The organism is Burkholderia ubonensis subsp. mesacidophila (genome assembly GCF_002097715.1).
GTDB lineage: Bacteria > Pseudomonadota > Gammaproteobacteria > Burkholderiales > Burkholderiaceae > Burkholderia > Burkholderia mesacidophila.
Genome location: NZ_CP020737.1, coordinates 2,883,112 through 2,899,925 on the forward strand (window position 1 = coordinate 2,883,112; position 16,814 = coordinate 2,899,925).

Consider the following 16,814-nt stretch of genomic DNA (forward strand, 5'->3'; position numbering starts at 1 on the left):
CAACGAGCAAGAATGCTGAACCAGGCTCTTGAGGCCCCCGGCGCCCACCTCGTGCAGAACGCCAGGGGTCGTCCCCGGCGCTCTGTCATGCCTCCCCCCCGCCGTCACCGCTGGCCGAACCACCGGTCGAAGCGCCGCGTGTAGTTCAGGTCGACGCCCTGGAACGTGCCGCCGTACGCGGACACCGACCAGAAGCGCGTCAGGTTGATCGTCGCCTTGAACGCGTTGCTCGCCGATTGCAGCCCCTGCTCGTAGCCGAGCACGAAGCGCTCGTTGATCGCTTTCGAGATCTGCACGACTTGCGGATCGGTCAGGCCGACGTCGCTGCGGCCGATCGAGAATTCGTCGAGGCCGATCGTCTGCGCGACGCGCTTGCCGGTCGCGCTGCCGAGCAGCGCGAGCGCGGCCGTCATCGTGTTCTGCTGGCCGAGGTTGTTGCCCTGGTCGGTGCCGTGGCCGAACAGCAGCCACGACAGCTTCTCGTTGTCGGTCACGTTCGGCTCCGACACGAGCTTGACCGTCGGCGACTGGATCGTGCCCGTCACCTGCACGCCCGCCTCGACTTCCTGGTTGCGCCGCATCGCGAGGATGTTGACGCCCGGGTTCGACACCGGGCCGTTGAACGTGAAGAAGCCGTTCTCGATCGCGAGCTTGCGGCCGAACGACGTATACGTCGAGCCTTCGGTCACGCGCACGTTGCCGACCGCGCGCAGCGGCACGCCGGGTGCGCTCATCACGGTGATCGTGCCGCGCAGCCCGAGATCCGCGCCGTGGCCCTTGAACCGGAAGTCGTTGCCGAGGCCGATGTCGATGTTCGCGCGCGGTGCGAGCGACGGCGCGGGCTTGTCGGTCGCCGGCTGCGACTTCGCGATCGCGGTGCCGGTCTGCGTCTCGCCGCGCACCGTGCTGTCCGGGCGCACGATCACCACGTCGTCGGACAGGTGCGGCGCCGCCTGTTCCGGCAGGTCGAACAGCGCATGGTCGACGACGAACTTGCCGTCGATCGCGAGCCCGCCGTGCGCGCCCTCGTTCGCGACCGTCGCCTTGCCCGACAGCGACAGCTTGCGGTCAGGCGCTGCGAACAGCTCGAGCTTGTCCGCGACGATGCTCGCGGTCAGGTCGGGGGCCTCGTTGTCGAGCCGCACGCGGCCGATCGCGCGCAGCGTGCCGTTGCCGCCGTGGAACTCGACCTGCTGGAATTCGACGAGGTTCTCCGCCAGCCGGATGCGCACGATGCCGTCCTTCAGCTGCACGCCCTGGTCGACGAGCGTCGCGGACAGGTCGTCGCCCGTCAGCATCCCCGATACGTTCGGCTTCGCCGGCGTGCCGGCGACCGTCAGCTTCAGCGCCGCGCGCCCGCCGAGCAGGTAGCTCGGCCCGAACAGGTAGCCGGTCGCCTTCAGCGACGGAATGTCGGCATCGATGCGGCCCGACAGCGGGCCGTCGTCAGCGACCGCGAGCATGCCGTCGCGCGGCGCGAACGGCACCGCGACGCTCGCGTCGAGCGTGCCGACCCGGTTCGCCTTGGCCTGCACGGTCACGTTCAGCCGGTTGCCCGCGCCGAACGCGGCGCGCGCCTGCAGGTCGGTGAGCCCGAGCGATGCAATCCCGCGCGCGGTCTCGACGGTCACGTCGCCGCTGCGCCGCTTCACCTGCAGAGAGCCGGTCGCGGAAGTGCCGAGCGCAAAATCCCAGTCGGCGTCGAGCACCACGTCGGTCCGTACCGGCGCTCGCTCGCCGGTCAGTTCCCGGCGAATCTCGAGGAAGCGCGCGACCGACGCGCCGCTCACCGTGCCCACGGAGCGCAGCAGGCCGTGGTCGAACACGAAGGTCTTCAGGTCGATCGCCGCGCCTTCGAGCGTCAGCTTCGTCGCGCCGAGCGTCACGCGCCCGGGGCCCGCCGATACGACGAGCGGCGTCTGCAGCGCGAATGCCGGCGTGCCGCGGTTCTCGAGGCGCGTCACGGTGCCGTCCCAGCGCATCCCGTCGCGGTTTTCCACGACACCGCCGTTCGCCGCGACCGTCAGGTCGATCACGCGCCCGCCCGCCATCCCGACCGCCGACGCGTCGAGCGTGTGCTTCGCGCGCGTGCCGTCGAGGTTCGCGCGCAGCGCCTTCAGCTGCAGCGAGCCGAGCGTCACGTTGCTCGCGTCGGCGGTGAACACCAGCGCGCCGTGCGCGCCGTCGCGGATGTCGGCGCGCCCCTGCGCGGCGCCGATCCGGTTCGCGCCGAACACGACGCCCTGGGCCTTGTAGGTCGCGGTCACGTTCGGATGCGCGAAGCTGCCCGTCAGGTCGCCCTGCGCCTCGACGAGCCCCGCGACGCCGAAGCCGAGCCGGTCGAGCTGCGGCGCCTCGACGGCGAAGCGCAGCCGGTCGCCGGGCGCGCCGAAGCTGCCGCGCAGGTCGACGCGGTTGCCCGCGATCGACAGGTTCGCGCTGCTCGGCAGGATCCGCGTGCCGGCGAGCTGCACGACGCCCGCGCCGGTCAGCGGCACGCCGTCGTACAGGCTGTCGCCGAGCTTGAAGGTCGCCTTCGTCGATACTTGCGGCGCGAACGCGCCCGACGCGGTCAGCGTGCCGTTCACGCGCGTCTCGCCGCGCTTCGCCGGCGCGGCCTTCGCCACCTTCGCGGCTGCCTTGCCGGCAGCGGCCGGCGACGCGCTCATCGCGGCGAGCAGCAGCGGATCGAAGTTGACGAGCGTCGCCTTCGCGTCGTAGCTCGAATGCGCGTCGTGGCGGAACACGCCGGTCAGGTCGATGCGCCCCTTGGCCGCCGTCACGCGCGCATCGGTCAGCACCGTCTGCTGCGGCGTCAACGCGACCTTCGCGCGCGCGCCGAGCGCGAGCTTCGGATCGTTCAGGTCGAACTCGACGGTCTGCACGCCGCTCGCGAGCGTCACGCCGACCGGCCCGCCGAGCCGCATCGGGCGCAGTTCCGCCACGAACGCGTTGAGGTCGAGATTCGCGACCTTCAGGTCGAAACGGCCCTTGCCGCCCGCGAGCGCGCCGCCGCCCGTCACGCTGCCGTCGCGGATCAGCTTCAGCGCGAGGCCGTCGATCCGCTGCGCGTGCGCGTCGAGCCGCACGGTCGCGTTCGCATCGACGACCGGCAGCAGATGCTCGCCGAGCGTGCCCGGCTTCGCGTTGACGATCGACACCGGGCCCGTCACCGCGAACGCGTGCGGATGCGCGGGATCGGCCGGCGCGGGCGCGAGCTCGGCGCGCACCGCGAGGTCCGCGGCCGGCGCGCCCGGCGCCAGCGCCTGCGGGTTCACGTGATCGAACGCGAGCGACGCGCGCGTGAGCGGCACCGCGCCGAACGGCGCCGCCTCGACGTGCGCGCGCCCGTTGAGCTTCAAGCCGCTCGCATTGACGTCGGCGACGAGCGCTTCGAGCGAGCCCGAGACGCGCGCGCGCGCATCGACCGGCTCGTCGGCGAGCTTGCCCGCATAGGTCGCGTCGCCCGTCAGCGCGAACGGCCGCACGCCGTCGAGCTTCGCGCGCGCGGTGAGCGCGCCGTACGGCGTGTCGAGCCGCTCGAGCGCCAGCTCATGGTGGCGGCCGTCGCTGCGGCCGCTCAGCGCGAGATGGTCGAGCTGCGTCGTCGAGCCGCCCTCGTGGATCGCGAGACGGTCGAAGCGCAGGTCGACGATCCGCAGCTGCAGCGGCAGGCGCAGGTCCTGCGGCATCACGCTCGGCGTCGACGGCCCCGGCGCGATCCGCACGTCGATCGTGCCGGCGCGCAGCGTGTCGACCGTCAGGCGCAGCGGCGCGCGGGTCAACGCCCAGCGCCCGTCGAGACGGTCGATCCGCACCTCGGTGCCCGCGCCGTCCGGGCTCGTCCACGCGAACGCGCGCAGGCGCACGCCGGTGGCCAGCGCACCGCCCTCGAGCGTGCCCGACAGCCGCCCGCCGAGCACGCGCACCGCCGCCTGCCACGCGAGCCGGGTGCCGCGCTCGGTCGTGACCGCGGCGAGCGCGAGCCCCGCCACCAGCACGACCAGCAGCACGACGCCGGCGAGCGTCCACGCGACGCCGCGCAGGGCCCGTCCGCCGTGTGACAGGCGCGGCGGACGCGGCGCGTCCTCGGGCCGGCCGTCGGGCGTGTCCGGATCGTGGGGCGGCGGCGTGTCGTGGGCGTCCTTCGTCATGCGGTGTGTGATGGATGAATCGGTTCGGTCAGAAAGCGACGCCGAGCGTCAGGTACGGGCGCACGCTGTGGTTGCGCAGCCCGTAGGCGAGGTCGAAATTGATCGGCCCGACCGGGCTGCGCCAGCGCGCGCCGATGCCGACGCCCTTGTAGAACACCTTCTCGCCCCATGCGTCGGTCGCGGTGCCGACGTCGAAGAACGTCGCGGCGCCCCAGTCGCGGTTGAACCAGTGCTGGTATTCGGCGGTGGCGGTCGTCAGGTACTTGGTCGGCAGCACCGAGCCGTCGACGTTGTTGCCGATGCTCTGGTAGCCGTAGCCGCGCACCGAGTTCGAGCCGCCCGCGCGGAACAGCAGCGACGCCGGCACGCCGGTCGAGCTGCCGCTCGTGAACACGCCGCCCAGCTCCGCGCGGAACACGAACAGGTCGCGCTTGCCGATCGGCACATACTGCTGGCCGCGCGCGTAGCCGCGGATGAAGGTCTGGTCGGTCAGCACGTTCTTGATCGCGAAGCCGGCCTCCGCGTGAATCAGGTTGCCCGAGCGCGGGAACAGCGGATCGTCGACGTTGCGGCGCGTCCATGCCCACTGCGGCACGAGCGCGCGGCTCATGGTCGGTCCCGCGCCGTTCTGGTTGAGCCGGTCCTGATACAGCATCAGCGAATACGCGTAGTCGATGTACTGCCCGGTGCGGGTGCGCTGCACGCCGACCCGCGCGCTGTAGATGCGCGTGTCCGACACGTCGGTGTTCGTATATGACGCGAGCACGCTGTTGGTCCACGCGCGCGGCCCCGGCGGCATCGACAGCTGGACCTGGCCGTACTGCTGGATCTGGTCGAGCCGCCCCGACACCGTCAGCGGCCAGGCCGCGCCGAACGTGTCGAGGTACGTGTACGCGCCCTGGATGTGCGGGCCGGTGTCGGTCGCGTAGCCGACTCCGCCACGCACACTGTTGTACGGGTACTCGCTGACCTTCACGTGCACGGGCGTCCGGTCCGGCTTGTCGGTGTCGCTGCCGACGTCGATCGCGACGCTCGCGTAGTACGGCGTGTTCTGCAGTTGCCGCTGCAGCTCGGTGATCCGCTGCACGTCGTAGATCTCGCCTTCGGACAGCGGATTGACGTTGGTGACGATCTTCTCCGGATAGCGGCGCACGCCTTCGACGTCAACCTTGCCGATCGTGAACGTCGGGCCGCTGTCGAACGTGACCGCGAGCGTCGCGTGCTGCGTGCGCGGATCGATGCGCGCCTCGGACGCGGTGATCTTCGCGCCGAGGTAGCGGCGCGACTGCAGCTGCTTGAGCGCCGCGCCCTTCGCGCCGTCCCAGCCCGCCTGCGTGAACGGGTCGCCCGCCTTCAGCGAGAACGCGAAGCGCGTCGCGCGCTCCTGCTTCGGGTCTTCCGAGCCGACCGGCCCGTTGAACGTCAGGTCGACCGACGACACGACGGTCTGCGGCCCCGGATCGACCGCGATCTTCACGTTGCGCTTGCCGTCGCGCGTGCGCACGTCGGTGCGCACGACCGGCGAGAAATAGCCTTCGGTCGCGGTCAGGTCGCGCACCTGCTGCGGCGTGGCGGTGACGAGGAAGTCGAACTGGTCGTCGCTGACGTCGTCGCGCTTGCCGAAGCGCGCGATGTCGAGGTGAGACTTGAGGAGCTTGCGGATCGCGCGCGGCGCGTCGATCTCGACGTCGTATTTCGCCCAGGCGGGCAGCGCGGCGAGCGCCGCCAGGCAGCCGGCGAGGATGCGCGCGGCCCGGGCCGCGCCGGCGTCGCCGCGTCGGGCGCCCCGCGCTGCGTCACGCGCCGTGTCTCGTTGCTGGTGTGCCTGCCCCGCCAAATATGACCTCGCCCTCAATGATGTGAATTGTTCGAAAAACCGTATTTGACCACACGGACGTCGCCACCCCCGCCCGCGCGCCGCTTTGACGCTTGCGCGCAACGGCGCGACGCCCGCGCGTTCGACGTGCGTTTCACGCCGGCTGTTCCCTGCGATGCGGTAAAATCCCGCCATCGCACAATCCGGCGCGTTGCGCGCCGCCCTGAAACGGAAAGCCAAGCCATGCCGTACCAGTCCGACGTCACGCAATTCCTGAACCAGCTCAAGCAGCAGAAGCCGACGCTCGAGGAAGAGCAGCGCAAGGGCCGCGCACTGCTGTGGGACAAGCAGCCGGTCGAACTCGACGAGCGTGCCGCGCAGCAGGAATCGCGCGTGAAGCAAACGTCCTACGTCTACTACCAGAACTTCTGACGACGTGAGCGCCGCCGACGAGGCCAGCGCCGCCCGGCCTGACGCGGCCCGGCCTAATGCGGCCCAGCCTGACGTGGCCAGGCCGGAAGACGCGGTCGCCGCGCCCGCGGGCGCCGATTCGACGCCCGACACGGTCGACGGCGTCGCGGCGTTCGCGCGCCTGTACGGCGAGCCGCTCTTCAAGCTGCCGCAGGACCTGTACATCCCGCCCGACGCGCTCGAGGTGTTCCTCGAAACGTTCGAAGGCCCGCTCGACCTGCTGCTCTACCTGATCCGCAAGCAGAACTTCAACGTGCTCGACATCCCGATGGCGCAGGTCACCGCGCAGTATCTGGGCTATGTCGACCAGATCCGCGCGTCGAACCTCGAACTCGCGGCCGAGTACCTGCTGATGGCCGCGATGCTCATCGAGATCAAGTCGCGGATGCTGCTGCCGGTCAAGAAGGCCGACACCGGCGAGGAGGCGGAAGATCCGCGCGCCGAGCTGGTGCGCCGTCTGCTCGAATACGAGCAGATGAAGCTCGCCGCGCAGCGCCTCGACCGGCTGCCGCAGCTCGGCCGCGACTTCCTGCGCGCCGAGGTGTACATCGAGCAGAGCATCACGCCGCGCTTCCCCGACGTGAACTCCGACGACCTGCGCGCCGCATGGGCCGACGTGCTCAAGCGCGCGAAGCTCGTCCAGCATCACAAGATCTCCCGCGAGGAGCTGTCGGTGCGCGAGCACATGAGCCTGATCCTGCGCAAGCTGCAGAACGCGCGCTTCATGGAGTTCGCCGAGCTGTTCGACACGTCGCGCGGCGTGCCGGTCGTCGTCGTGAACTTCATCGCGATGCTCGAGCTGGCGCGCGAATCGCTCGTCGAGATCACCCAGCCCGAACCGTTCGCGCCGATCTACGTGCGCCTCGCGTACCTGCCCGCCTGAATTGCGCCGCCGGGCGGCGCGCCGGCGCCGGCCTGCCCGCTCAGCCGTATCCCCGATAAAAGTGAACGATCGTCCTTTTATCGGTGCGTCCGGCGGCCAAATCCTCTACAATCCGCCGACGCCCGACGCGCCGCCCGCGCGCGGACGCGTTTGCCGCTTCGACCCCGACGCCGCCTGCCGCGACGTCAACGCGCGCCAGCGCGAGGAACCCGCTACCCGATCATGAAAGTCATCAGCTCGATCCAGGAACTGCGCGACCAGTTGCGCGGACAGAACCGCACCGCCTTCGTGCCGACGATGGGCAATCTGCACGAAGGGCACCTGTCGCTGATGCGCCTCGCGCGCCAGCACGGCGATCCGGTCGTGGCGAGCATTTTCGTCAACCGCCTGCAGTTCGGACCGAACGAGGATTTCGACAAGTATCCGCGCACGCTGCAGGACGACATCGACAAGCTGCAGAAGGAAAACGTCTACGTGCTGTTCGCGCCGACCGAGCGCGACATGTATCCGGAACCGCAGGAATACCGCGTGCAGCCGCCGGACGACCTCGGCGGGATCCTCGAGGGCGAGTTCCGGCCCGGCTTCTTCACCGGCGTGTGCACGGTCGTCGCGAAGCTGATGGCCTGCGTGCAGCCGCGCGTCGCCGTGTTCGGCAAGAAGGACTATCAGCAGCTGATGATCGTGCGCCGCATGTGCCAGCAGCTCGCGATGCCGGTCGACATCATCGCGGCCGAGACCGTGCGCGACACCGACGGCCTCGCGCTGTCGTCGCGCAACCGCTATCTCGCGCCGGCCGAGCGCCAGGAGGCGCCGGAGCTCGCGAAGACGCTGCAGCGCGTGCGCGAAAGCGTGCTCGGCGGCGAGCGCGACCTCGGCAAGCTCGAGCAGCACGCGCAGGCGCACCTCGCCGGCCGCGGCTGGGCGCCCGACTACCTCTCGATCCGCCGGCGCGCGAACCTGATCGCGCCGAGCGCCGCCGAGCTCGAAGCCGGCGAGCCGCTCGTCGTGCTCGCGGCCGCGAAGCTCGGCGCGACGCGCCTCATCGACAACCTGGAAATCTGACGGCTTTCGTCCGCCAGCGCATCACGACGCATCAAGGAGGCCCCATGCAGCGCCACATGCTCAAATCGAAGATCCACCGCGTGGCCGTCACGCACTGCGAATTGCATTACGAAGGCTCGTGCGCGATCGACGAGGACCTGCTCGAAGCCGCGAACATCGCGGAAAACGAGCGGATCGACATCTGGAACATCAACAACGGCGAACGCTTCTCGACCTACGCGATCAAGGGCGAACGCGGCAGCGGGATGATCTCGCTGAACGGCTCGGCCGCGCGGCGCGCGCAGCTCGGCGATCTGGTGATCATCGCGGCGTTCGCGATGGTCGACGAAGCCGAACTGCAAGCCGGCTGGAAGCCGGACCTCGTGTTCGTCGACGACAACAACAAGATCAAGGGTAGCCGCGACCACGTGCCGACCCAGAGCTGGTCGTAAGCCGGGGCCGCTCAATGCAAAGGGCCGGATTCCGTGCAGCACGGAATCCGGCCCTTGTCCTATGCGCGCGGCGCAGCGGCGGTTAGCGCCGGCGGCCGATCCGCTCCGTTATGCGCCCTTCGACGCCTTGCGCTCCGCCCACGCGACGATCGGGCCCCACTGTTCGAGATCCTTGTCGACGCGGCTCTTCGCGACGTCCCACAGCGTGAGCCCGTGCGCGGCGAGCTGCACGTAGTTCTGCGTGTCGCGCACGTAGCCGAGCACCGGCAGCTCGAGCCCCTCGACGAAGCGGTGCAGCTGCTCGGACGAGCGCGTGCGCGCATCGACCCGCATCCCGACGATGCCGACTTCGACGCTGCCCTTGCGCACCGCCTTCTCGTTCGCGAGCCGTTCGAGGAAGTGCTGGGTCGCGAGGATGTCGAACATCGACGGCTGCAGCGGCACGATCACCTTGTCCGCGAGCTGCAGCGCGAGGTTGAGCCGGCTGCCGTGCAGGCCGGCCGGCGTGTCGATCACCGCGTATTCGAGGCCGCGCGGCGGCTTCGACGGCGCATCCGGATCGAGCTCCCACGCCTCGATGGCGGGCAGCCCCGCCGGGCGCAGGTCGAGCCACGCATGCGCGGACTGCTGCCGGTCGAGATCGGCCAGCGCGACCCAGGCGCCCTGCGCCGCGAAATAACCAGCGAGATTGGTGGACAGCGTGCTCTTGCCGACGCCGCCCTTCGGATTCGCCACCACGATAACCGTCATGAATTCCCCCCGAAGAAGCCGCGCGGCGCCGGCAGGCAGGCGGGCGCCGCACAATTGCGGATACAGGGAGCGATGATATCGGCAAATGGGGCATCACCGGAACCGGTGGCATCGATCCGCCCCGGCGCCGGGCCGGGTCACGACGTGCGCTGCGCCGCGGCCCGCGGCGCGCCGAGCGCGAACGCGCCGCCGCCCAGCAGCGCCTGCACGGCGAGCGTCACCGCCCAGAACGCCGGATATTCCCAGCCGCCGTGCGGCGCCCCGAAGCTCCAGCCGTTCGGCAGGTGCGCGGCGGTCGCGCCGAGCATGAACGGCAGCAGCGCCAGCGCGGCGGCACGCACGCGGAAGCCGGTCAGGAGCGCGATGCCGCCCGCCAGCTCGACCACCGTCGTGACGTACGCGAGCCACGTGGGCAGGCCGATCGACGTGAAGAACTGCGCGGTGCCGGGCAGCGTGAAGACGAACACCTTCTGCGCGACGTGCGCGAGGTACAGCACGCCGAGCGCGACGCGCAGCAGCGTCGCGGCGAAATCGTTGAGGCGGTTGGGGTTCATGTCGGGGTTCCTTCGGGAGTGGATTGGAATGAACCGCACTCTATTCGAACCTTTTCCGCCAATAAACACGCAACCACGCTTAAATTACTTCTTCACAAGAACGAATTCAAATAAAACGGGGCATGATCTGTCATGCCCCCGATTCATGAGTCAGCCGCCGCCGCCCTTGCCCTGCGATCCGCTATAGCCGGACGAGTTGCCGCCGCCCGATCCGTAATCGCAGGCCTGCGCCAGCGTCGGGACAGTCAGCAACGCCAGCAGCAAGATGCCCCACCACCGTCGAGCTTTCATCGTCGCGCTCCTCCGGACGGATATCCGCCCTCCTTTGGTTGTACGCCACACGACGAAAAAAGCGAGGTCGAACCGCTCAGCGGAATTCGGCGTACAGCGCCTGCAGGTCGAGATGCGCGGCGAACGTGTCGGCGAGGCGTTCGAGCGACGCCTCGCGCAGCGCCGGGTAGTCGATCCGCTCGGCCGCGTCGAGGCCCGCCCACGCGAGCAGCGCCGCGCACGCGTCCGGCGCGTCGAACAGCCCGTGCACGTAGGTGGCGATGATCTGGCCGTCGTCGGAGCGCGCACCGTCCGCGTGCGCGGCGGCCGCGCCGTCGGCCGTCAGCTCGAGCGCCGGCGCCGCGAGCGCGGGGCCACGCGTCTCGCCCATGTGGATCTCGTAGCCGCGCACGGCCGCCCCTCCCGGCAGGGTCAGGCGGCCCGTCACGTTCTTGAGCGTCTTGTCCGGCTGCAGCGTCGTGTCGAACTCGAGCAGGCCGAGCCCCGGCACACTGCCCGGCGCACCTTCGAGGCCCAGCGGATCGTCGAGCGAGCGGCCGAGCATCTGCATGCCGCCGCAGATGCCGATCACCTTGCCGCCATAGCGCAGGTGCCGCCGGATCGCCGCGTCCCAGCCGGCGTCGCGCAGCCACGCGAGATCGCGCTGCACGCTCTTCGATCCGGGCAGGATCAGCAGGTCGGCGGCCGGCAGCGGGCCGCTCTTCCAGTATGTGAACTCGACCTGCGGATGCGCGCGCAGCGGGTCGAAATCGGTGTGGTTGCTGATCCGCGGCAGCGCCGGCACGACGACGCGCAGCACGCGGCCGTCCGCGTGCGCGGCGCCGCTGCGCGCCTGCGCGGGCAGCATGTCCTCCGCGTCGAGCGTGAGGCCGTGCAGGTACGGCAGCACGCCGAACACCGGCTTGCCGGTCTGCGCGCGCAGCCAGTCGAGGCCCGGTTCGAGCAGCTTGAAGTCGCCGCGGAAGCGGTTGATCACGAAGCCGCGCACCCGCGCGCGCTCGCTGTCCGACAGGCACGCGAGCGTGCCGACCAGATGCGCGAACACGCCGCCGCGGTCGATGTCGGCGACCAGCACCACCGGGCAGTCGACGCGCTCGGCGAAGCCCATGTTGGCGATATCGCCTTCGCGCAGGTTGATCTCGGCCGGGCTGCCCGCGCCCTCGACGATCACCGTGTCGTAGCCGGCGCGCAGCCGCGCATACGATTCGAGCACCGCGTCGAACGCAACCGGCTTGTAGTCGTGGTACGCCCGCGCGTTCAGGTTCGCGCGCGCCTTGCCGTGGATGATCACCTGCGCGCCGCGGTCGCTGGTCGGCTTGAGCAGCACGGGGTTGAAATCGGTATGCGGCGCGACGCCCGCGGCGAGCGCCTGCAGCGCCTGCGCGCGGCCGATCTCGCCGCCGTCGGCCGTCACCGCGCTGTTAAGCGCCATGTTCTGCGGCTTGAACGGCGCGACGCGCGCGCCGGCGCGGCGCGCCAGGCGGCACAGGCCCGCGACGAGCGTGCTCTTGCCGGCATCCGACGTCGTGCCCTGGATCATCAGCGTGCCGCGCGGCCGCAGCTCGGGTGCATTCATCGTGTAAAAGGCGTGGCGAATCGAAGGCCGCATTATCGCCTGCGCCGTTACAATCACGCGATGATTCCGCACGATCTCACCTTCGTCCTCGGCGGTGCACGCTCGGGCAAGAGCGCGCATGCCGAGCGGCTCGCGGCCGACAGCGGTCGCCCCGTCACCTATATCGCGACCGCGCAGGCCGCCGACGCCGAATTCGCGCAGCGCATCGCGCATCATCGCGCGCGCCGGCCCGCGAGCTGGGGATTCGCCGACGCGCCCGTCGAGCTTGCCGAAACCCTCGCGCGGCTCGACGATCCCGGCGCGTGCCTGCTCGTCGACTGCCTGACGCTGTGGCTCACGAACCTGCTGTGCCCGGCCGACGGCGAACCGCTCGACGACGCGCACTACGAAGCACGCGTCGCCGCGCTCGAAGCCGCGCTGCGCCACGCTCGCGCGAAGGTGATCGTCGTCAGCAACGAGATCGGGCTCGGCGTCGTGCCGCTCGGCGCGCTCACGCGCCGCTACGTCGACGAGCTCGGCCGCCTGAACCAGCGCGTCGCCGCGCTCGCGACGCGCGTCACGCTGCTCGTCGCCGGGCTGCCGGTCGCGATCAAGACGGAGCCCGCGTCATGCTGATGCTGTCGTTGCCCACGGTCGCGATGCTCGCAGTCATCGCGGTGATCGTCGACCGCGTGGTCGGCGAGCCGTCGTCGGCCGCGCATCCGCTCGTCGCGTTCGGGCGGCTCGCCGCGCGCATCGAGGCTGCACTGAACACCGGCCGGCGCGGCCGCCTGACGGGCATCGCCGCGTGGCTCGCGGCCGTCGCGCCGCCGGTCTTGATCGCCGCGTGGCTGGCCGCCGCGCTGCCCACGCCGCTCGCGGCCGCGCTGCATGTCGCGCTGCTGTGGTTCGCGCTCGGCGCGAAGAGCCTCGCGGACCACCTCGCGCCGATCGCCGCCGCGCTGCTCCGGCACGACCTGCCGGGCGCGCGCGCGCTGACCGCGCGCATCGTGTCGCGCGACACCAGCGCCGCCGACGAGGGCGCGCTGTCGCGCGCGGCCGTCGAATCGGCGCTCGAGAACGGCAACGACGCGATCTTCGGCGCCCTCTTCTGGTTCGTCATCGCCGGCGGCCCCGGCGCGCTGATGTTCCGGCTCGCGAACACGCTCGACGCGATGTGGGGCTACCGCACGCCGCGCTTCCTGACCTTCGGCTGGGCCGCCGCGCGGATCGACGACGCGCTGAACTGGGTGCCCGCGCGCCTCACGGCCGCGAGCTACGCGCTGCTCGGCGACACCGCGTCGGCCTGGCGCTGCTGGCGCACGCAGGCGCGGCACTGGGACAGCCCGAACGCGGGCCCGGTGATGGCTGCCGGCGCCGGCAGCCTGAACGTGCAGCTCGGCGGCCCGGCCGTCTATCACGGCGAGCTCGAGCATCGCCCGGTGCTCGGCGCGGGTTCGCCCGCGAGCGCCACGCACATCGTCGCCGCGCTGTCGCTCGTCACGCGCACGCTCGCGCTCTGGCTCGCGCTGCTGGTCGCGAGCGCCATCCTCGTCATGGGCACCCAACATGTCTGACACCCGAATCGCGCACGGCGGCAACCTGCACGCCGCCGCGCGCCGCCACGGCATTCCGTACGATGCGTGGCTCGACCTGTCGACCGGCATCAACCCGGTCGGCTATCCGGTGCCGCCCGTGCCCGCCGACGCGTGGCGGCGGCTGCCCGACGACGGCGACGGGCTCGCCGCGTGCGCGGCCGATTACTACGGCGCGCCGGACCCGGCGCACGTGCTGCCGGTGGCCGGCAGCCAGGCCGCGATCCGCGCGCTGCCCGCGCTGCTGCCCGACGGCGACGTGGGCGTCGCACCGCTCGCGTACGGCGAGTACGGGCCCGCCTTCGCGCGGCGCAGCCATCGCATCGCACCGCTCGACATCGCCGTCGACACGCTGCCCGCGACGCTGCGTCACGTGATCGTCGGGAATCCGAACAACCCGACCGCCGAGCGCGTCGCCGCCGAGCGCCTGCTCGACTGGCACGCGCAGCTGGCGGCGCGCGGCGGCACGCTGATCGTCGACGAGGCGTTCGCCGATACGGGCGCGACCGGCTCGCTCGCCGCCTGCGTGAATCGCCCGGGTCTCGTCGTCCTGCGCTCGGTCGGCAAGTTCTTCGGCCTCGCCGGCATCCGCGCCGGTTTCGTGCTGGCGCATCCCGAGCTGATCGGGTCACTGCGCGACACGCTTGGCGCGTGGACGGTCGGCGGCCCCGCGCGTCACGCGGTGGCCGCCGCGTTCGTCGACCGCGCGTGGCAGGCGGCCGCCCGCGAACGGCTCGCCGCCGACGGCGAGCGGCTCGCGGCGTTGCTGCGCGCACACGGCTTCGTCGTGCACGCAACGCCGCTGTTCAGCTGGAGCGCCGATCCGCGCGCGGCGGCCTTGCATGCGGCGCTGGCACGACACGGCATCTGGACGCGCCATTTCGCGCAGCCGTCGAGCGTGCGCTTCGGCTTGCCGGGCAACGACGGCGAATGGCAGCGTCTCGAGCGCGCGCTTGCGCAATGCGTGCCGGCATTGCACGCGCAGCCGCGATGACGAAAGATGCGCGCCGCTGCCTGCCGGCGCTCGCTGCGCTGGTCGCGCTCGGCGCCGCCCCGCTCGCGCACGCGAACGTCAGCGCGCGCGACGACGCCGGCAACACGGTCGCGCTCCCCGTCCCCGCGCAGCGCGTGGTCAGCCTCGCGCCGCACGCGACCGAGCTGATCTACGCGGCAGGCGGCGGTGCGAAGCTCGTCGGCACGGTCACGTACAGCGACTACCCGAGCGCCGCGAAATCGGTGCCGCGCGTCGGCGACAACAAGTCGCTCGATCTCGAACGCATCGCCGCGCTGAAGCCCGACCTGATCGTCGTCTGGCGTCACGGCAACGCCGAACGGCAGACGGATGCGCTGCGCGCGTTGCACATCCCGCTGTTCTACAGCGAACCGAAACGTCTCGACGACATCGCGACGTCGCTGCGCCAGCTCGGCGCGCTGCTCGGCACGCAGCCCGCGGCCGACGCCGCGGCGGCATCGTTCACGCGCGACGTCGATGCGCTGCGCACGCGCTATGCGGCGCGCCCGCCCGTCACGGTGTTCTTCCAGGTGTGGGACCGGCCGCTGATGACGCTCAACGGCGCGCATCTGATCAGCGACGTGATCGCGCTATGCGGCGGCCGCAACGTGTTCGCATCGCTCAGGCCGCTCGTGCCGACGGTGACCGACGAGGCCGTGCTCGCGGCCAATCCCGAAGCGATCGTGACGACGAGCGCCGGTGCGACGCCGTCGAACGACGCGTTGCCGAGCCTCGCGCGCTGGCGCGCGTGGCCGGCGCTGACGGCCGTCGCGCACGGCAACCTGTTCGCGATCGACGGCGACCTGCTGACCCGCGCATCGCCGCGCCTTGCGCAGGGCGCGGCCGCGCTGTGCGAGGACCTCGACGCGGCGCGCACGCGACGGCCCGCACGCTGACGGACACGTGACGCTCACGCATCCCAGTGCACGATCTCCCACGCGCTGGCGGCATCGCGCATGCGCAGCCACACGATGCCGCCGAACGGCACCGGCCGCGACAACAGCGTGTCGAGCGGCACGCGCAGCACCTGCGCCGCAAACGCGCGGATCACGCCCGAATGCGTGACCGCCCATTGCGGCGCGCCGGCGTGCACGGTCGCGTCGACGCCCTGCGCGACCCGCGCGGCGAAGCGCGCGACGCTCTCGCCGCCATGCGCACAGGCATGCATCAGATCGGCGGCCCACGCATCGAGCGCCGCGCGGTCGATGTCGTCCCAGCGCCGCATCTCCCACGCGCCGAAGTCCATCTCCTGCCAGCACCCGTCGTACTGCAACGGCACGCCGAGCGCCTGCGCGAGCCGTTCGCCGACCGACGCGCAACGCGTAAGCGGGCTCGACCAGATGCGCTGCGGCAATGGCGCGCGCAATGCGTCGAGCCGCTCGCGCACCGCTTGTGCGCCAGCCTGCGCCGACGCCGCGAGCGGCACGTCGCTGCGTCCGTAGCACACGCCTGGATCGACCGCGACCGCCGGATGACGAATCAGGACGACATCCATCCGAGCGCCACGAGATAGATCGTCAATTCGCTCAGTTGCTGCGCGAAGCCCAGGCAATCGCCGGTATAGCCGCCGATCCGCCGGACCAGATAGCGCGCGAGCCACGCGCGCAGCAGCACGAGCGCGCCGAGCGCGGCGACGCCGATGCGCCAGTCCGGCCAGAACAGCCACGGCAGCCCGAACGCCGCCGCAACCAGCGCGGCGCGCGGCCCCATCCGCTGCGCGACCGGCTTGGCCTTGCCTTCCGCCCGCACGTAGTCGAGCGACATCAGCAGGCTCACCGCCGCCGCACGGCTCGCCGCGTGCGCGGCGATCATCGTCCATGCGGCGCGCAGCGGCGGCAGCGCGGCGAGCGCCTGCCACTTCAGGCCGAGCGCGATCACGAGCGCAGCGGCGCCGAACGTGCCGATCCGCGAGTCGTGCATGATCCGCAGCACGTCGTCGCGCGTGTAGCCGCCGCCGAACGCGTCGCAGCTGTCGGCGAGCCCGTCCTCATGGAACGCGCCGGTCGCGAGCAGCGTCGCGGCGATCGACAGGCCGACCGCGATCGACGCCGGGAACACGCGCAGCGCGGCCAGGTAGACGAGCGCGCCCCATGCGCCGACGCATGCGCCGACCAGCGGAAAGTAGCGCGCGGCCTGATCGAGATCGCCCGCCGCATAGCCGATCGCGCGCGGCACCGGCACGCGCGTGAAATAGCCGAGCGCGACGAAGAAGTAACGCAGCTCGGCGCGCATGCCGGTCA

16 protein-coding genes are annotated in these 16,814 nt (G+C 71.2%); 8 read left to right on the plus strand and 8 right to left on the minus strand.

Going from position 1 to position 16,814, the window contains the following annotated elements:
* Nucleotides 1–104: 104 nt before the first annotated feature.
* Both B7P44_RS13510 and B7P44_RS13515 read right to left on the minus strand, forming a co-directional pair.
* Nucleotides 105–4,154: a translocation/assembly module TamB domain-containing protein gene (locus B7P44_RS13510; protein ID WP_084904950.1), complete on the minus strand. Its 4,050-nt coding sequence runs from the start codon at nucleotides 4,152–4,154 to the stop codon at nucleotides 105–107.
* Nucleotides 4,155–4,182: 28 nt separating this feature from the next.
* A complete protein-coding gene (locus tag B7P44_RS13515) occupies nucleotides 4,183–5,991 on the minus strand; it encodes an autotransporter assembly complex protein TamA (RefSeq protein ID WP_084904953.1) in 1,809 nt (602 codons plus the stop codon).
* A 222-nt stretch (nucleotides 5,992–6,213) separates the two neighbouring features.
* On the opposite strand from B7P44_RS13515, the gene B7P44_RS13520 reads away from it, so the two are divergent.
* The 4 genes from B7P44_RS13520 to panD all read left to right on the plus strand — a co-directional run bounded on the left by B7P44_RS13520 (nucleotide 6,214) and on the right by panD (nucleotide 8,817).
* Nucleotides 6,214–6,402: a DUF3460 family protein gene (locus B7P44_RS13520; protein ID WP_084904954.1), complete on the plus strand. Its 189-nt coding sequence runs from the start codon at nucleotides 6,214–6,216 to the stop codon at nucleotides 6,400–6,402.
* Between the two features lie 4 nt (nucleotides 6,403–6,406).
* Entirely contained in the window at nucleotides 6,407–7,324 is a 918-nt protein-coding gene (locus B7P44_RS13525; protein WP_059537028.1) for a segregation and condensation protein A, read from the plus strand.
* 222 nt (nucleotides 7,325–7,546) lie between these two features.
* The gene (gene panC / locus B7P44_RS13530) at nucleotides 7,547–8,386 is read left to right on the plus strand and encodes a pantoate--beta-alanine ligase (protein ID WP_084904957.1); all 840 of its coding nucleotides are present in this window, start codon (nucleotides 7,547–7,549) and stop codon (nucleotides 8,384–8,386) included.
* Nucleotides 8,387–8,430: 44 nt separating this feature from the next.
* Nucleotides 8,431–8,817 carry an aspartate 1-decarboxylase gene (gene panD, locus B7P44_RS13535; RefSeq protein WP_084904960.1) on the plus strand — a complete coding sequence of 129 codons (387 nt, stop codon included), beginning with the start codon at nucleotides 8,431–8,433 and terminating at the stop codon, nucleotides 8,815–8,817.
* Nucleotides 8,818–8,925: 108 nt separating this feature from the next.
* Here the strand turns inward: panD and B7P44_RS13540 are convergent, their stop codons facing one another.
* The 4 genes from B7P44_RS13540 to B7P44_RS13550 all read right to left on the minus strand — a co-directional run bounded on the left by B7P44_RS13540 (nucleotide 8,926) and on the right by B7P44_RS13550 (nucleotide 11,988).
* Complete coding sequence (locus tag B7P44_RS13540; RefSeq protein WP_084904962.1) at nucleotides 8,926–9,567, minus strand: ParA family protein; 642 nt, start codon at nucleotides 9,565–9,567, stop codon at nucleotides 8,926–8,928.
* A gap of 137 nt (nucleotides 9,568–9,704) precedes the next feature.
* Complete coding sequence (locus B7P44_RS13545) at nucleotides 9,705–10,121, minus strand: DoxX family protein (protein WP_084904965.1); 417 nt, start codon at nucleotides 10,119–10,121, stop codon at nucleotides 9,705–9,707.
* 150 nt (nucleotides 10,122–10,271) lie between these two features.
* Entirely contained in the window at nucleotides 10,272–10,412 is a 141-nt protein-coding gene (locus B7P44_RS36325; RefSeq protein WP_157721063.1) for a hypothetical protein, read from the minus strand.
* A gap of 76 nt (nucleotides 10,413–10,488) precedes the next feature.
* Complete coding sequence (locus B7P44_RS13550) at nucleotides 10,489–11,988, minus strand: cobyric acid synthase (RefSeq protein ID WP_084904967.1); 1,500 nt, start codon at nucleotides 11,986–11,988, stop codon at nucleotides 10,489–10,491.
* Between the two features lie 60 nt (nucleotides 11,989–12,048).
* Between B7P44_RS13550 and cobU the strand changes: the two genes are divergently transcribed.
* The 4 genes from cobU to B7P44_RS13570 are packed head-to-tail and all read left to right on the plus strand — an operon-like array spanning nucleotide 12,049 to nucleotide 15,470.
* Nucleotides 12,049–12,603 carry a bifunctional adenosylcobinamide kinase/adenosylcobinamide-phosphate guanylyltransferase gene (gene cobU, locus B7P44_RS13555; protein ID WP_084906668.1) on the plus strand — a complete coding sequence of 185 codons (555 nt, stop codon included), beginning with the start codon at nucleotides 12,049–12,051 and terminating at the stop codon, nucleotides 12,601–12,603.
* Nucleotides 12,597–13,544, plus strand: a complete 948-nt coding sequence (gene cbiB / locus B7P44_RS13560; RefSeq protein ID WP_084904969.1) for an adenosylcobinamide-phosphate synthase CbiB — start codon at nucleotides 12,597–12,599, stop codon at nucleotides 13,542–13,544. The genes cobU and cbiB overlap by 7 nt, the downstream gene beginning before the upstream one ends.
* Nucleotides 13,537–14,556: a threonine-phosphate decarboxylase CobD gene (cobD, locus tag B7P44_RS13565; RefSeq protein ID WP_084904971.1), complete on the plus strand. Its 1,020-nt coding sequence runs from the start codon at nucleotides 13,537–13,539 to the stop codon at nucleotides 14,554–14,556. Before cbiB ends, cobD begins: the two co-directional genes overlap by 8 nt.
* The gene (locus B7P44_RS13570; RefSeq protein ID WP_084906670.1) at nucleotides 14,553–15,470 is read left to right on the plus strand and encodes a cobalamin-binding protein; all 918 of its coding nucleotides are present in this window, start codon (nucleotides 14,553–14,555) and stop codon (nucleotides 15,468–15,470) included. The genes cobD and B7P44_RS13570 overlap by 4 nt, the downstream gene beginning before the upstream one ends.
* Nucleotides 15,471–15,484: 14 nt before the next feature.
* On the opposite strand, the gene cobC is transcribed toward B7P44_RS13570, so the two are convergent.
* Together cobC and B7P44_RS13580 are read right to left on the minus strand one after the other, a co-directional pair.
* Nucleotides 15,485–16,069, minus strand: a complete 585-nt coding sequence (cobC, locus tag B7P44_RS13575; RefSeq protein ID WP_084904973.1) for an alpha-ribazole phosphatase — start codon at nucleotides 16,067–16,069, stop codon at nucleotides 15,485–15,487.
* On the minus strand, nucleotides 16,054–16,806 hold the full coding sequence (locus B7P44_RS13580) for an adenosylcobinamide-GDP ribazoletransferase (protein WP_084906672.1): 753 nt from the start codon (nucleotides 16,804–16,806) through the stop codon (nucleotides 16,054–16,056). Before B7P44_RS13580 ends, cobC begins: the two co-directional genes overlap by 16 nt.
* Nucleotides 16,807–16,814 lie beyond the last annotated feature (8 nt).

Excerpts from the sequence above, each read along its gene's own strand:
- B7P44_RS13510 (WP_084904950.1), bottom strand. The coding sequence starts at position 4,154 with ATGACGAAGGACGCCCACGACACGCCGCCGCCCCACGATCCGGACACG.
- B7P44_RS13520 (WP_084904954.1), top strand. The coding sequence starts at position 6,214 with ATGCCGTACCAGTCCGACGTCACGCAATTCCTGAACCAGCTCAAGCAG.
- panC (WP_084904957.1), top strand. The coding sequence starts at position 7,547 with ATGAAAGTCATCAGCTCGATCCAGGAACTGCGCGACCAGTTGCGCGGA.
- panD (WP_084904960.1), top strand. The coding sequence starts at position 8,431 with ATGCAGCGCCACATGCTCAAATCGAAGATCCACCGCGTGGCCGTCACG.
- B7P44_RS13540 (WP_084904962.1), bottom strand. The coding sequence starts at position 9,567 with ATGACGGTTATCGTGGTGGCGAATCCGAAGGGCGGCGTCGGCAAGAGC.
- B7P44_RS13545 (WP_084904965.1), bottom strand. The coding sequence starts at position 10,121 with ATGAACCCCAACCGCCTCAACGATTTCGCCGCGACGCTGCTGCGCGTC.
- B7P44_RS36325 (WP_157721063.1), bottom strand. The coding sequence starts at position 10,412 with ATGAAAGCTCGACGGTGGTGGGGCATCTTGCTGCTGGCGTTGCTGACT.
- B7P44_RS13550 (WP_084904967.1), bottom strand. The coding sequence starts at position 11,988 with ATGAATGCACCCGAGCTGCGGCCGCGCGGCACGCTGATGATCCAGGGC.
- cobU (WP_084906668.1), top strand. The coding sequence starts at position 12,049 with ATGATTCCGCACGATCTCACCTTCGTCCTCGGCGGTGCACGCTCGGGC.
- cbiB (WP_084904969.1), top strand. The coding sequence starts at position 12,597 with ATGCTGATGCTGTCGTTGCCCACGGTCGCGATGCTCGCAGTCATCGCG.
- cobD (WP_084904971.1), top strand. The coding sequence starts at position 13,537 with ATGTCTGACACCCGAATCGCGCACGGCGGCAACCTGCACGCCGCCGCG.
- B7P44_RS13570 (WP_084906670.1), top strand. The coding sequence starts at position 14,553 with ATGACGAAAGATGCGCGCCGCTGCCTGCCGGCGCTCGCTGCGCTGGTC.
- cobC (WP_084904973.1), bottom strand. The coding sequence starts at position 16,069 with ATGGATGTCGTCCTGATTCGTCATCCGGCGGTCGCGGTCGATCCAGGC.
- B7P44_RS13580 (WP_084906672.1), bottom strand. The coding sequence starts at position 16,806 with ATGCGCGCCGAGCTGCGTTACTTCTTCGTCGCGCTCGGCTATTTCACG.